General features: G+C 41.6%; 11 protein-coding genes, 2 tRNA genes, 2 rRNA genes and 2 pseudogenes (1 of these 17 running past the window's edge). 11 read left to right on the top strand and 6 right to left on the bottom strand.

The genetic code is table 11. From position 1 onward, the window contains the following. Positions 1 to 4: 4 nt before the first annotated feature. The 4 genes and pseudogenes from RS130_RS19780 (at position 5) to RS130_RS19765 (ending at position 3,345) form a co-directional block, all read left to right on the top strand. Positions 5 to 856: a HAMP domain-containing protein gene (locus RS130_RS19780; RefSeq protein WP_316027346.1), complete on the top strand. Its 852-nt coding sequence runs from the start codon at positions 5 to 7 to the stop codon at positions 854 to 856. Positions 857 to 861: 5 nt separating this feature from the next. Then, positions 862 to 1,232 (top strand): annotated as a pseudogene (locus RS130_RS23975) (diguanylate cyclase domain-containing protein); the annotation flags it as partial. Positions 1,233 to 1,268: 36 nt separating this feature from the next. Continuing rightward, on the top strand, positions 1,269 to 2,123 hold the full coding sequence (locus RS130_RS19770) for a putative bifunctional diguanylate cyclase/phosphodiesterase (protein ID WP_428982877.1): 855 nt from the start codon (positions 1,269 to 1,271) through the stop codon (positions 2,121 to 2,123). A gap of 7 nt (positions 2,124 to 2,130) precedes the next feature. Further along, positions 2,131 to 3,345, top strand: a complete 1,215-nt coding sequence (locus RS130_RS19765) for a hypothetical protein (protein WP_316027343.1) — start codon at positions 2,131 to 2,133, stop codon at positions 3,343 to 3,345. 80 nt (positions 3,346 to 3,425) lie between these two features. Here the strand turns inward: RS130_RS19765 and RS130_RS19760 are convergent, their stop codons facing one another. From RS130_RS19760 to RS130_RS19740, 5 genes are all read right to left on the bottom strand, one after another. Beyond that, positions 3,426 to 4,148 carry a DUF481 domain-containing protein gene (locus RS130_RS19760; protein WP_316027342.1) on the bottom strand — a complete coding sequence of 241 codons (723 nt, stop codon included), beginning with the start codon at positions 4,146 to 4,148 and terminating at the stop codon, positions 3,426 to 3,428. Between the two features lie 156 nt (positions 4,149 to 4,304). After that, the gene (locus tag RS130_RS19755; RefSeq protein WP_316027341.1) at positions 4,305 to 5,093 is read right to left on the bottom strand and encodes a DUF481 domain-containing protein; all 789 of its coding nucleotides are present in this window, start codon (positions 5,091 to 5,093) and stop codon (positions 4,305 to 4,307) included. A gap of 243 nt (positions 5,094 to 5,336) precedes the next feature. Further along, the gene (locus RS130_RS19750; protein WP_316027340.1) at positions 5,337 to 5,588 is read right to left on the bottom strand and encodes a DUF1289 domain-containing protein; all 252 of its coding nucleotides are present in this window, start codon (positions 5,586 to 5,588) and stop codon (positions 5,337 to 5,339) included. 109 nt (positions 5,589 to 5,697) lie between these two features. Continuing rightward, positions 5,698 to 7,761 (bottom strand): M13 family metallopeptidase, encoded by a 2,064-nt coding sequence (locus tag RS130_RS19745; protein WP_316027339.1) that lies wholly within the window; start codon positions 7,759 to 7,761, stop codon positions 5,698 to 5,700. A 365-nt stretch (positions 7,762 to 8,126) separates the two neighbouring features. Beyond that, entirely contained in the window at positions 8,127 to 8,816 is a 690-nt protein-coding gene (locus tag RS130_RS19740) for a DUF4097 family beta strand repeat-containing protein (RefSeq protein ID WP_316027338.1), read from the bottom strand. A 284-nt stretch (positions 8,817 to 9,100) separates the two neighbouring features. On the opposite strand from RS130_RS19740, the gene RS130_RS19735 reads away from it, so the two are divergent. Further along, positions 9,101 to 9,931, top strand: coding sequence for a phytanoyl-CoA dioxygenase family protein (locus RS130_RS19735; RefSeq protein ID WP_316027337.1), 831 nt, complete (start codon positions 9,101 to 9,103; stop codon positions 9,929 to 9,931). Here RS130_RS19735 and RS130_RS23970 read toward each other — a convergent pair. Beyond that, on the bottom strand, positions 9,926 to 10,015 hold the full coding sequence (locus RS130_RS23970; RefSeq protein WP_428982876.1) for a Gfo/Idh/MocA family oxidoreductase: 90 nt from the start codon (positions 10,013 to 10,015) through the stop codon (positions 9,926 to 9,928). The two genes, RS130_RS19735 and RS130_RS23970, sit on opposite strands and share 6 nt — an antisense overlap. 148 nt (positions 10,016 to 10,163) lie before the next feature. Here RS130_RS23970 and RS130_RS19730 point away from each other — a divergent pair, with 148 nt between their 5' ends. The 6 genes and pseudogenes from RS130_RS19730 to RS130_RS19705 all read left to right on the top strand — a co-directional run. Then, entirely contained in the window at positions 10,164 to 10,931 is a 768-nt protein-coding gene (locus RS130_RS19730; protein ID WP_316027336.1) for a class II aldolase/adducin family protein, read from the top strand. Between the two features lie 49 nt (positions 10,932 to 10,980). Next, a pseudogene (locus RS130_RS19725) lies at positions 10,981 to 12,157 on the top strand (mandelate racemase/muconate lactonizing enzyme family protein). Positions 12,158 to 12,650: 493 nt separating this feature from the next. Beyond that, positions 12,651 to 14,182, top strand: a 16S ribosomal RNA gene (locus RS130_RS19720). 246 nt (positions 14,183 to 14,428) lie between these two features. Continuing rightward, positions 14,429 to 14,505, top strand: a tRNA-Ile gene (locus RS130_RS19715). A 136-nt stretch (positions 14,506 to 14,641) separates the two neighbouring features. Then, a tRNA-Ala gene (locus RS130_RS19710) sits at positions 14,642 to 14,717 on the top strand. A 347-nt stretch (positions 14,718 to 15,064) separates the two neighbouring features. Beyond that, a 23S ribosomal RNA gene (locus tag RS130_RS19705) occupies positions 15,065 to 15,164 on the top strand; it runs 2,775 nt beyond the window's last position. Together the 16S and 23S rRNA genes with 2 tRNA genes alongside form the textbook arrangement of a ribosomal RNA operon.

Here is a 15,164-nt window from a genome sequence, read left to right as displayed (position 1 = left end):
TGACTTGTCTCCAGTAGCCAAAGATTTCAGCACTAAAAAATTGATTGCTTTGGCAATGGATGATCCCTCATCTCTACGTTCTGCAATGGACAATTATCAACAGAATCGGTGGAACACTGATATTTACTGGGTATTGAGTACCGATAGTGAAGTGCTTGTGAGTTCTGACGATGCTGGAAATATTAATGTGGGCTTCGCTAGTATTTTGGCTAATGAAGGCGTGCATTGGTTTCAACACAAAGGGGAATTCTATTTAATGCAGGCAAAGCCTGTCAGGTTTGTTGAGCTGTCAGGTAAAATCAACGCTTGGATTGTTTCAGGGGTAAAAGCTGAGTCTTTATTTAATGACAGATTAGTTGAACTGACTAATATGCATGTCGGTATTTTTGATTTTGAGAACAGATTAACAATTGGCTCAACCTTTGTAGATTACGAGTTTTTACCCACTAGCGCGCACAATGAGATTGGTAAGCAAAGTGTGGCCGGGGTGACTTATCTTTATACCAGCTCGAAATTGGGTGACTGGTTACAGGCTCCGGTGCATTTAGTCTTGGCTAAAAATGAAGCTGATGCCTACTTGTCTAATCAAACCTTAAGAAATGAATTGTTTCTAGTACTTGCATTGGCTGCCGTTTTTGCTTGGGTTGCGGCAATTATTATTTCTCGGGGGATCACGCGTCCACTAGAGCAGCTAAGCAGAGTGGCAAAAAATATTAGCAAAGGTCAATATACCGACCAGTTTCCTTCATCTAACGCGAAAGAAGTTGAGACCCTTTCAAAAGCAATCAGTGATATGCAAGATGGTATTTTTCAACGTGAAAAATCCATTAACCAACTCGCATTTTTGATGAGTTAACTGGTTTGCCGAACCGCCTACAATTTAATCAATATTTAGCTGACCAAATCGAGGCGAAGCCAAATAACCATTTTGTCGTTGCCACCTTAGATGTGGATAGATTCAAAGAAATAAACGATACCTTAGGCCATGAGATTGGTGATAGGTTGTTAACTTTGATTGCGCAAAGATTGTCTATGTATACCGAGCATCAGCCATTTTTGCTCGTTTAAGCGGTGATGAATTTGGTATCGTGCTGAATGCTCACAGTACAGATGACACCCAGGTTATTGCCAGTAATTTAGAGACGTTGTTTGAACAGTCGTTTAGCCTTGATGAATTAGTGTTAGACATAGACTGTAGCATTGGCTTGGCTGTTTATCCTGATGATGCCACTACTTATCAAGGGATATTACAATGTGCTGATATAGCAATGTACAGCTGCAAAGAGCAACATTATCGAAGTGCAATCTATACCCCATCGTTAAATAAGTATTCTGTCATGCGCCTTAATTTGATGTCGGAATTAAAAGAGGCGCTGCATGATGGACAATTGCATTTGTATTATCAGCCTAAATTAGCATTCCAAGAGAACGCTATTACCACAGTTGAGTGTTTAATTCGCTGGATCCATCCCGAGCACGGCTTTGTTTCACCAGATGAGTTCATTCCCCTAGCAGAGCAAACCGGTGCTATCAGAAATGTGACGAATTGGGCGCTAGATGTGGCATGTAACCAATTGAATAGCTGGCAGAGTCAAGGTATACAATTAGGTGTCGCGGTGAATATTTCAGCTATGGATCTGGTTGATATGCGATTGCCTAGCTATATTGCTGAGCTGCTTGTGCGATATAAGTTGACGCCAAATCTTCTGACTTTGGAGGTCACAGAAAGTGCGGTAATGAGCAATCCAGAAAATGCTCTTAAAGCGCTGAATGTACTTAAATCTATGGGAATTACCTTGTCAATTGACGATTTTGGAACGGGATACTCGTCAATGGCTCAATTGAAAAAAATGCCGGTACATGAACTCAAAATTGATAAAGCCTTTGTACTTGATTTAGCCTCAAATAAAGAAGATCAAGTGATGGTGAAAACCCTGATATCGCTAGCAGCCAACCTCGGACTGAAAACTGTCGCAGAAGGGGTAGAGGATATTGAAAGCCTTAAGCTACTAAACGCTTTCGGCTGTACTAAAGCACAAGGGTTCTATTTGAGTAAAGCCTTGCCTGCTGATCAGTTTAATCAGTGGTATGAAACATTTAATCAAAATTCAAAATTAGGTTAAATCGACAATGGGTTCGTTTAAAATTAGCACTTCCATACTCTTAGCCGGTATTGCCTTCAACGGTTTAGCCGTTGAAACAACAGGCGTGGTACAAGTTAATTATGTGTTGGCTGATGGACAACAGTCTTGGATTGATAGTGGCACCGGAATACTCGCGTATTCAAAGAATGGGCCCACAGTGCAGCAAGCCTTAGTTAAGTTGTCAGATACCCTGTCTGATGGTTTTAGTTATAGTTTGGTTGCCAATTACTATCAATTGGGAGAACAGCACCTTGGTATATCGCAAGGTCAGTTAGCGTATAAACCTTTGAGTAACAGTACGGTTCGTTGGCGCGCTCGTGCAGGCTTCTTCTATCCTAAAATGTCATTAGAAAATGTAGATACTGGCTGGTTATCTCCATTTACCTACACACAGTCTGCTATCAATAGCTGGATTGGCGAAGAGTTAAGAACCGCTGGTTTAGAATTGACTGTGTTTAGTCCGGGCAGAGTGAGAAGAAGCGCTTGGTCTTGGGAAGTGCATGGGGCCGTGTTTAAGGCCAATGATCCGTTAGGCACGGTGATTAGTTGGCGAGGGTTTGCCTTACACGACAGACAAAGCCTAAATAACGATAAAGTACAATTTGCTCCATACCCGAGTGTTGTTGAAGAAGATCAAGTTTTTCACCCAAGCTACGTAGAACCTTTTCATGAATTAGATGGACACATGGGCTTTTATCTTGGTGCCCATCTTGACTATTACAAACAAACTAATCTGCGATATTATTATTATGACAATCAAGCCGATCCACTAGCTGTTAGCAATGAGAGACTCTACGGTTGGCGTACTAAGTTCCATTCGTTAGCCGTGCAACACAAATTTAATAGTAGTACTCGCTTAATTGGCCAGTGGTTAACAGGCTCTTCTGCTATGGGCCCACGAGTCACCTATGTTAATTTCGATGCGGCCTATTTAATGCTAAGTCATAAGATTAAAAAGCATCGATTAAGCGTGCGATACGATCACTTTAAAGTGCGTGAAAACGATGCTATGCCAGCAGATAAGAATAACAGTGACGGCAAAGCAATAACCATGGCTTGGCGATATACTCTGGATCAAAATTGGCAATTAGGTGTAGAGCACCACTTCAATCAAAATCGCGCCGAAAACCGCTTTTCGCTGGGAGAAGACGTTGCAGTCAATCAACAGCAAAGCATGGCAGTGATTCAATTTCGTTGGTAAAAATAGTAAGTAATCAGAACACAGGTTAAGTAAACCAGAAGCTAGCAGCGGATCATACCACTGCTAGTGGTAAGAGCATTTTAGAAAAATGTGTAAACTAAGGTTACAGCTGTTTGCGTATCAAGCTTTTCTTTGTCAGCAGCAACGTCAGTGTTGTGATCTAAGATTAAAGATACTTTCAGTGAAAATCCGTCACTAATTTTAGCTGATACAGAGCTTTCAGACTTTGACTTAGTATTGTCGCTACCCACTTCTGTACTAAATAATTGTGTGAAGTTAGCCGTCTTTGATAGTTTCAATTGATAGTTCAAAGCACCCCTAACAATGAAGCTATTTTGCTTTTCACCTTCATCTGTTTCGTTAAATGAATAATCAGGACCGATGCTGTAGTCGAATTTACTGCTATCGTCTTGCCATAACTTTTGAGACCAACCAGCAGATACAGTTGATTGATAGTTAAAACTACTGAATCTGTCATCTGAATATGACGCAAAGCCAAATACACGGTGGTCTGGGTTCTCTAACTTATAATTGGCTTGAGCTGATACAAAGTACTTTTGAGCGGTCGTTTGAGCTGTACCACTTATTTGGTCTTTCTTATACAACGCTTCAGCTTTAAAATCATTGCTCCACATTTCTAGTTCTTGATGAGCAGAAAGCTTACCTTTGATTGATGTTGTTTCAGTATTACCTGACGTAGCAATAAAGCCAAATTCGCCATCCATTGAGAAAGGTTTCTCTTCTTCTGCAGCAAATGTTTGTCCAGAAGCCAATAGGCCAACTAAAAGTAAAGATGCCTTCATATATAATTCCTTGTTAAATATTGGTGTTTAAACTTAATGGGTGAATAGAATTGGCCGCAGTTTACCTAAATTCAAAGATGATTTCATGTAACCATTCGTCTTATATTAGAGCAAATTGTTAATTTACTATTCTTGGGATATGTCTGGTTTAGCCGTTTAAAAAAACTGGTAAACCAAGGTGACGGCCGTTTGGGTGTCTACCTCATTGCTATCGTCGTTGTTACTTGTTTCATGATTAAGTACTAAGCTTAATTTCATCGCAAGAGCACCGCTAAGCTTTGTGGATAGAGAGGTTTCAGATCTTGTTTTGGAGAAGCTGGTGGCAAGCTCGGTACTGATAAATTGCAAAAACGTCGCTTGGTGAGAGAATTTCTTCTTATATTGCATAGCAGCTCTGGCGATGATGCCTTTTTGCTCTTCCTTGTTGCTCCCTTCATCAATTTCTGAAATTGCGTATCCAGGCCCAATGCTATATTTTAATTCGCTATTCTTTGTGTTCCATAATTTTGAAGACCAACCTGTGGCAAACGCTGCTTGGTAATGAAAACCACTAAAACGTTTTTGTTCGTATTCTGCATAGGCAAAAACACGATTTTCTGGCTCAACTAATTTGTAATCTCCCTGAATTGACAAAAATGTATTGTGTGCAGAAGTCGTCGTAACGTTTTCTCCATTGACTGTTCGCTTACTTTGTTTATAAAGGGTGTCGGCAATTATTTGATAACTCCAAGTTTCTAACTCTTGGCTGGTATTAATTTTAGCTTTTAATGTTGATGCGTTGGTATTGCCTCTGGCGAGGATAAAGCCTAATTCGCCGACCATCGATAATTCGTCATCGGCTTTATAATTGCGTTTGTCGGCCATATACAAAGAGCGCATGAAGTTGGGTTTTGCGATAGCACCTAATGGAAAGCATAACAGGATGATTAATAGCTTGATTTTCATAAAGGGTGATAAGTAATAACGGCCAAAAAAATTGCAGCTAGTGTACCGTGTTTTATGCATAATGTTGATAGCAAAAGCATGGAGTTTTTACTAATTTCTAAGTGTCTGGGTAGTAAATTTGACGAAGGTTGCTCTACTTCGAAGTTTTTAGCGACGTGAATTGATTTTGAAATATGAAAAGGGGAGTTGCAGTAAAAGAGGGAGATAGCGCTCTAAAAATTAAACTATAAAAATCATCGTCCGCTAGTTTTGGTCAAAAATATCAATTTGTTTGTTATCTGCTATTGGTTCAATTTTACTTGCCCTTTGTTGTTTAGCTCGTTTTTTTCTTTGTCCACAGGCTTTAATGATTTTACTTTGTATGTCTTGCTCTAATTGGTTCCAATGTAGCCGTTCATCTCTCGAGCGAAAACAGCCCAAACAGAAGCCTTTGGGCCCAGATTGACAGACACCAATACAAGGGCTGTTGATTTCAAATATCTCAATTTGCTTCAATATCTGTTCCAAGGAGTTAGAAAAGCGCTAGCAGCCAGTATAATACGGATTAGTAGAATATAAAAAGGCCGCATTAAGCGGCCTACAACATAAAACAGTTGGCACTGACTTACCAAATGTTCACTCTATCTTCTGGTTTTAAATATAGCGCGTCACCTTGTTTTACATCAAACGCTTGGTAGAAAGCATCGACGTTGCCTACAATTCCATTGATTCGGTATTCGCCAGGAGAATGGGGATCGCTGAGTAGTATAGCTCTAAGAGTGTCTTCACGATATTTGCCTCGCCATACTTGGGCATAACCCATAAAGAATCGTTGTTCACCGGTGAATCCATCAATGACTTTTGATTGCTTACCCGCCAGTGACATTTGATAAGCTTTGTAGCCAATGTTAACGCCAGCTAAATCACCGATATTCTCGCCTAATGTCAACTTTCCGTTAACGTGTTGCCCTTCGATTGGTTCAAAGGCATCAAATTGTGTAACCAATTTTGCTGCCAATACATCGAAGGCGGCTCTATCTTCATCCGTCCACCAACTGCGTAATTTTCCTTGGCCATCGTACTTAGCGCCCTGATCATCAAAGCCATGACCTATTTCGTGACCAATGACTGCACCTATAGCACCATAATTGACGGCGTCATCAGCCTCAAGGTTGAAAAATGGATATTGCAATATAGCGGCCGGAAAGACTATTTCGTTTCTTACTGGGCTGTAATAAGCATTGATAGTTTGTGGTGTCATGCCCCAATCATTCTTATCTACGGGTTTACCGATTTTGCTCACTTCTTCGTTGTGATTAAATATAGAATAGCGAATGTAATTTCCAACTAAATCATCTGCTTTGATGTCTAGTGAGGAGTAATCTCGCCATTTGTCGGGGTAACCAATTTTGGGCGTAAATGCGGCAAGTTTCTCTAGGGCAGATTGTTTGGTTTCTTTCGACATCCACTTAAGCTGAGCAATACTTTCACCGTAGGCTTTAGTGATATTTTTGACCAAGGTATCCATTTTAGCTTTGGCTATGGGTGGAAAATGTTTATCAACATATTGTTTACCCAATACTTCACCTAATACACTACTAGTAGCGGCAACTGCATTTTTCCATCGTGGTTTTTGCTCAGGAATGCCATGTAAAGTAGTTGAGTGAAAAGCAAAATGTAAGTCAACCATATCTTGGCCGAGTCGAGGAGCGTAGGTATCTAGTAAATTAAACGTCAGGTAGTCTTTCCATGTTTGTACATCGTAGAGGCTAAATAAGTCGGCGACTTTTTCAAAATATGGCGTATTTCTCACCACTAAATCTTTCACTTTACCTACGCCGCTGGCGTCGGCGTAAGCTTGCCAATCAAAGTTACCTAGCATCTTTTGTAATTCTGTGGTGCTGAGTTTGTTATAGTTTTTATCTGCATCTCGACTTTCTACGCGAGAAACATGTTTTGAAGCAATATCTTTCTCTAAAGCCATTAATCTTTTGGCCGCCGCTTTTGCAGATGGGTGTTGGGCTTTGGCTAGCAGATCAGCCATGTACTTTTCTGTTGCCGCTCTGAAATTGACAAACTTTTGCTCATCTTTACTGTAGTAATCTCTATCAGGCAATGTCAGGCCACTTTGATATAAATACATGGTGACAATTTCGGGTTTTTTGGCATCTGGAGAAACATAGAAGTTAAAGGTTCCACCTACCCCTAATGTTAACAGCTGGCCAAACTTTTCAGACACTTGCTGCATATTTTCAATGTTAGCAATCTCACTTATTTGTGTTTTAAGAGGTGATAGGCCTTTTTGATTCGCCAGTTCAAGATCCATATAGCTGTTGTACATGTCTCCCAATTTTTGTGTGTTCGAACCTTTTTCAGCCTTGCTTGTAGCGGCATCCTGGATCAGTGTTTTTAGATCCTGCTGGGTATCGTCATATAAAATGTTGAACGTACTGTAGCCAGATTTATCTGCTGGAATTTCTGTGTTTTTTAGCCATGTACCATTTACGTAGCGAAATAAGTCATCTTGAGGGCGCACACTGTTATCGATTGCCGTTAAGTCAATTCCTGACGTTGCTGCGACTACTGCAGTGTGACTTTTTAGTGTCTTACCAGATTGTGTGCTTGAGCTGCAAGCTGCAAGGCCGAGGGCTAAACTAACACCGAGTGCTAGCATACTATTTTTTTTCATTTTCCTACCTTAAAATGGTGAGTGAACACGAGATAAAACTGAGTTTTTACAACGAGTTAACCACTTGATTTGAACGTAAGCTCTCTAATCGGAGCCTTATCGCTTTTAGTTATAGAATATGCAGTTTACTGGGAGAGTAATCTCTGTGCAAAGGATTGAAAATGAAAAGTGTGAGTAATTGTTACTGATACCTATCAAGCATGCCGACACAGTATCAATCTGTCTCGAGGCTCAAGATTGAAATACGCACAGCAGTGAAAAGCGCCGAGGCTTGTACATCGCAGATATTTTTCTGGGGTTGAGTGATTGGAAGTTGCAAACCAGGTGAAAATCCTCTCACCTATGGTCTTTATTGTAAGGGGCCGTTATTCAGCGTATTGATGTTCTATTTTGGCCAATAGCTGATCATTTTCAATTTCTAGAATAACTTTGCGTTCAAGAATAATCCGGCCTTTTACATTAGAAGAAGCATCGATGCTCAATGTAGGAAGTGAATGATTTTTGTCTTTGGACCACGAATTATTCTTTTTCGACCTGAAGATCACATCTCCTTCAACGATTGTTGCGTTGCGTAAATTGATATCACCGTTCTTGGTGCTGACGTTGTTACTAACTAAAGTTTGCTCCAAGTTAATTTCGCCATTGACTGTACTCACACTTTTACCAATGGTTGAGTGTGCGGCTACTTCTATGCCCCCATTCACAGTGCTTAAATCTTTCTCCACATTTAAATAGGGGTCGGCTTCGATGCCGCCATTTACCGTAGATGCTTGTTTAAGTGTCACGTTTTTACCAATTTCAATGCCACCATTTACTGTTTCAACTTTGTTTGCGGTAACGCCATCTGCAATGTCGATACCACCATTGACTGAGGAAAGATCACCTACTTCTCGGTTTTTCTCAATTTCAATGCCACCAAAAACCCGTTTGTACTTTTCTTTGTGTTGAGAATGATGGTGGTCATCTTCATGAGCGTTGACATGAATAATACAGCCTGATGTCGTGATAACAGTGGCGGCTAATATGGCGGTTAAAGCTAAAGGTGAAAGTTTCATGTGAGTCCTTAGGTGTTAAATTATATTGTTTTGTTGATTTGAAATTAGCAGTCCTTATGCCAAAATTTAACTTGTTGATATTATTAGGTTTTAGTTTAAGAATGGCTCAAACACAATTATTAAATCCTATTATTTAGCGATTTACACAATAAATTAGTCAAAACGAAACATCCAAAAATCATATTGCCTAATTCAACGTTAAACCTTTACATTGAATCTTTCAGTGGGGCCTATTTTAGGTATGATAGCTAGATGAATGTGATACAACGTAAATTAGGAATGAGATGTTATCTGCAGCACAATTGAATATATATCAAGAACAAGGGTACATAGTATTGCCTGAATTGTTTACTGTACAAGAAATGGACAAATTGCGAACCGCCGCTAATGAAATAGTGGATGACTTTGATCCCGAATCAACGCGCTCAGTGTTTTCCACTAAAGATCATAGTAAAACTAAAGACGATTACTTCTTGTCATCTGGTGATAAAGTCAGGTGTTTTTTTGAAGAAAATGCATTCGATCAAAATGGCAATTTGTCGCAGGAAAAGTCCTTAAGCATTAACAAAATTGGTCATGCATTACATACTAAAAACCCTGTATTTAAAGAATTTAGTCATGATCAGAGAATTAAATCTATTGCCCTAGCATTGGGATTAGTTAAACCACAGATCCATCAGTCTATGTATATTTTTAAGCAGCCTAGAATCGGCGGAGTGATTAGATGGCATCAAGACGCGACGTATTTTTTTACTAAGCCAATTTCGGTCATCACCTACTGGTTTGCTGTTGAAGATGCGACAATTAAAAATGGCTGTTTACAGGTTCAGAACGGCGGTGAGCCCATTCCATTAAAAGAGCAGTTCTGTCGTTATCCTGATGACAGTACCGAATTGAAGTGCTTGCATAACCTGCCTTGGCCAAAAGATGAAGATGCTAAAGCCTTAGAGGTGAAAAAAGGCAGCCTAGTGGTGTTTAATGGTCTACTCCCACACTTTAGTGCACCAAACTTGTCGGATACATCAAGGCATGCCTTCACTCTGCACGTAACGTGTTCGAATACCGCTTACGCTAAAGAAAACTGGCTGCAAACCACACCTTCCGCATTGTTATAATGTCACTGTTCGACCGGTTTTAGCTGATTCAAAAGCGGCTTGTACGATACGGATATCTCTCAAGCCTTCTTCGCCTGATACCATCACTGTAGAAGTAAATTAATAGCAGATAGAACGGCGCTGTGCGATAACAAATAGATATATAATCATCATGTTTTCTATCAGTAATTAATTGATGAATAGGGTACTATTTAAGGTATATAACAGAGGACTAGATAGGTGCAAGACTTCCGTGTTTGAATTAGATAAGTTTAGTGTAAAGGGAAAAGTGAGCGAAGAAGAATGGCAGACCAGAATTGATTTAGCTGCGTGTTATCGCTTGGTGGCAGATTTTAGATGGGGGGATTTAATCTATACGCATATCTCAGCAAGAGTACCTAACTCTGATCACTACTTGGTTAATGCTTTTGGTCTGGCTTTTGAAGAAGTAACCGCATCAAACTTAGTTAAAGTTGATCTACAAGGTAACGTGCTAGATGGTTCGCCTTATCAAATTAACCCTGCAGGGTTCACTATTCATAGTGCAATTCATGAAGTACGCCATGATGCAAAGTGTGTTTTACATTTACACACTAAAGCAACAATTGGAGTGGCAACTATTCAAGGTGGACTAAAACCTTGGAGTCAGTATGCCATGTTTTCCCTTTCTTCTATGAGTTATCACGCCTATGAAGGTTTAGCGGTTAACGCAGCAGAGAAACTCAGGTTGCAAAACGATCTTGGCAGTAATAATCATATGTTACTGCACAATCATGGTGGTTTAACCTTAGGCCCTACGGTAGGAGACGCGTTTATGCGTTTTTACGACTTACAAAGAGCCTGTGAAATTCAGATGGATTTGTTACAAGCTGGACAACCTATCATTGAGATACCTCAAGAAATAGTAGATGGCATATATGCTCAAGCTAACGTAGTACACAGTGGTGAAACCGGTGGCCAAAAAGCATGGCCGGCTATGTTACGAAAAGCATATAAGCTCGACCCTAGTTTTTGTGAATAGCCCAACTACTTTATTTATACTATCCAAACAGTTTAATTAGGAAAATGATATGAAAATTACTCGTGTTGAAATCTTCGACATCCACTGCCCAGAACGCCCACCATGGAATCCCGTATTTATTCGTATTCATACAGACGAAGGAGTAACAGGCGTAGGTGAAGCTGGGTTAGCCTATGATTTAGGACATAGCGCTGCTGCACATATGATTAAAGAAATAGCAGAGGCTATGTTAATTGGTTTTAATCCAATGAATACCGAATTGTTATGGTCTCGTATGTTGCGTGAGAGTTTTTGGGGATTAGGGGGCGGGCCAGTGTTGTACGCTGCCATGAGTGCAATTGATACCGCTTTATGGGATATCAAGGGCAAGGCTTTTGGTGTACCTGTCTATCAATTGTTGGGCGGGAAAACTAACGGTAAACTGAGAACCTACGCCAGCCAATTGCAATTCGATTGGGACAAAGAGTGCACAAAACTGACGCAACCAGAGCAATACGCAGAAGCTGCCTTAAAAGCAGTGGCACAAGGATATGACGCAGTAAAAGTCGATCCAATAGTGTATGACCAAGAAGGAAACTCTTCTTTTGATCGCACTAAGTTATTTACTAAACCACAAATGAGGTTATTTGGAGATCGTTTAAGAGCCATTCGTAATGCGGTGGGGTCTGATGTAGATATCATTTTCGAATCCCATTCTTTAATGGGGGCTGCCTCAGCGATTCAAATGGGGGAAGTAATAGAAGAAGTAGGCTGTATGATGTACGAAGAGCCAGTTAACTACTTAAACTCAGCAGTACATAAAAAAGTGGCTGAAAATGTAAGGGTGCCAATCGCGGGTGGTGAACGACTTTATCATCGCTGGGATGTCCGTCCTTATTTTGAAGATCAAAGTATTGATGTGTTACAGCCTGACGTGGGCTTATGTGGAGGGTTTACCGAAACTAAGAAAGTATGTGATTACGCAGATGTTTACGATATTCGAGTGCAAGCACATGTATGCGGGGGACCAGTAGCAACGGCGGCAAGTCTGCATTTAGAAACAGCCATACCTAATTTCTTAATTCATGAACACCATACTTACGCGATTAAAGCATGGAACAGAGAATTGTGTATTCAAGATCCACAACCAGTAAACGGTTTCTTTGAAGTATCAGAAGAGCTAAGGTATTGGTATCGAACTTAACGATGAAATCGTCTACCGTTCACCTCATATGGAAGTTAAATAATCCAAAAGAGAAAATGATTTAGCGATTACGCACAATAAATGTACAAAAAAAGGCCCGAAAGGGCCTTTTTGTTTAATAAATCACCATTCAAACAATTAATTGAAAAAAGGGGTTGCAGTGAGGGAAGTTATCTCTATAATGCGCATCTCGCTTCGGGGAGGCCACTTAAAACGGCTTACCGAGATAGGATTTACCTAGAGTAAATATTGTCATTGCGATGCTCTGAGAGTGTTGTGGTTAGCGGGATGCAGCGAGTTGTTTAGTTTGAAATTAAATTAAAAAAACTTGTTGACATCGAATCGGAAGCGAGTATTATACGCCTCCCGCTTAAGAGGGTCTTCGGACAGCATCTAAAGCGATGCTTCTACGGAAGCAGCTACTGAGGTAGCGGTCATGTAAATGACACTGTTCTTTAACAATTAATAACAAGACAATCTGTGTGGACATTCACGAAGTGAGTGTCTACCAAAAAAATTCATATTTTCGATATATTTAATTGAAGAGTTTGATCATGGCTCAGATTGAACGCTGGCGGCAGGCCTAACACATGCAAGTCGAACGGAAACATGTCTAGCTTGCTAGATGATGTCGAGTGGCGGACGGGTGAGTAATACTTAGGAACATGCCTTTGTGTGGGGGATAACTATTGGAAACGATAGCTAATACCGCATAATGTCTTCGGACCAAAGGGGGCTTTTGCTCCCGCGCAAAGAGTGGCCTAAGCGAGATTAGCTAGTTGGTGTGGTAAAGGCGCACCAAGGCGACGATCTCTAGCTGTTCTGAGAGGAAGATCAGCCACACTGGAACTGAGACACGGTCCAGACTCCTACGGGAGGCAGCAGTGGGGAATATTGCACAATGGGGGAACCCTGATGCAGCCATGCCGCGTGTGTGAAGAAGGCCTTCGGGTTGTAAAGCACTTTCAGTTGTGAGGAAAGGTTAGTAGTTAATACCTGCTAGCTGTGACGTTAGCAACAGAAGAAGCACCGGCTAACTCCGTGCCAGCAGCCGCGGTAATACGGAGGGTGCGAGCGTTAATCGGAATTACTGGGCGTAAAGCGCACGCAGGCGGTTTGTTAAGCTAGATGTGAAAGCCCCGGGCTCAACCTAGGAATAGCATTTAGAACTGGCAGGCTAGAGTCTTGGAGAGGGGAGTGGAATTCCAGGTGTAGCGGTGAAATGCGTAGATATCTGGAGGAACATCAGTGGCGAAGGCGACTCCCTGGCCAAAGACTGACGCTCATGTGCGAAAGTGTGGGTAGCGAACAGGATTAGATACACTGGTAGTCCACACCGTAAACGCTGTCTACTAGCTGTTTGTGAGTTTAACTCGTGAGTAGCGTAGCTAACGCGATAAGTAGACCGCCTGGGGAGTACGGCCGCAAGGTTAAAACTCAAATGAATTGACGGGGGCCCGCACAAGCGGTGGAGCATGTGGTTTAATTCGATGCAACGCGAAGAACCTTACCTACTCTTGACATACAGAGAACTTTTCAGAGATGAATGGGTGCCTTCGGGAACTCTGATACAGGTGCTGCATGGCTGTCGTCAGCTCGTGTCGTGAGATGTTGGGTTAAGTCCCGCAACGAGCGCAACCCTTGTCCTTAGTTGCCAGCCTTAAGTTGGGCACTCTAAGGAGACTGCCGGTGACAAACCGGAGGAAGGTGGGGACGACGTCAAGTCATCATGGCCCTTACGAGTAGGGCTACACACGTGCTACAATGGCGAGTACAGAGGGAAGCGAACTTGTGAGAGTAAGCGGATCCCTTAAAGCTCGTCGTAGTCCGGATTGGAGTCTGCAACTCGACTCCATGAAGTCGGAATCGCTAGTAATCGCAAATCAGAATGTTGCGGTGAATACGTTCCCGGGCCTTGTACACACCGCCCGTCACACCATGGGAGTGGGATGCAAAAGAAGTAGCTAGTCTAACCTTCGGGGGGACGGTTACCACTTTGTGTTTCATGACTGGGGTGAAGTCGTAACAAGGTAACCCTAGGGGAACCTGGGGTTGGATCACCTCCTTACTATTACGGCAGGCCTTGCTTTGCTGAGTGTTCACACAGATTGTTTTGTTGTTGATAAGAAAGAGCAAAAAGAAGTGCTTGGGTTATTCAAGCAAATTCTTAGCGCTGCAGTCATCGCGAGTTTATTGCGATGATTTTTGTTCTAGGCGAGCTGACTTTTGAGCGAGCGAGGGCGTGTACAAGTCGTACATAACCGAGTGAGCGAAAAACAAAAGCGAAGCATAGGGCGAAAAGCAGAAGCAAGAAAGGCTTGTAGCTCAGCTGGTTAGAGCGCACCCCTGATAAGGGTGAGGTCGGCAGTTCAAGTCTGCCCAAGCCTACCAAATTCGCATTGATACTGCGTTGAAGTATTCGTCGTGTAGAAAAGCCACACGTCCTCTTACTTCGCCTTGTCTGAATGCGAATTGCATGACAACTGTTATGTTGATGGTAATAGACACATACTCTCAATGTATTTGAGGGGCTATAGCTCAGCTGGGAGAGCGCCTGCCTTGCACGCAGGAGGTCAGCAGTTCGATCCTGCTTAGCTCCACCACTTTCCTTGGGAAGTGATTTGCTCAACAAGATTAAGTAGCCTTAATCAATACGCATAATAGTATGTTTATTGATTAGGGTTTTTTAAACCTTAAATGTTCTTTAACAATATGGAAAGCTGATAAAAAAGTAATCGAAAACAAAAAGAGTACTCTTTAAGAGCTTACTCTATCTGATTTTTATGATTAGTACTTGTCACGCATACAACGATAACCGCGAGGTTATGCCTAACCTTGGATAAAAGGCCAAGGGGTGAGACGAGTTGTGTTAATTGGAGGCCGTTACTGTCTACCAAGCAAACATAACGTGTTGTTACTACGGTAACAAAGAGGTCATTTGGGGTTGTATGGTTAAGTGACTAAGCGTATACGGTGGATGCCTAGGCAGTTAGAGGCGATGAAGGACGTGTAAGTCTGCGAAAAGCTGTGGGGAGCCGACAAAATGCTTT

Source organism: Paraglaciecola aquimarina (assembly GCF_032464635.1).
GTDB classification, from domain to species: domain Bacteria; phylum Pseudomonadota; class Gammaproteobacteria; order Enterobacterales; family Alteromonadaceae; genus Paraglaciecola; species Paraglaciecola aquimarina.
This window is presented reverse-complemented; position numbering and strand designations above follow the sequence as displayed.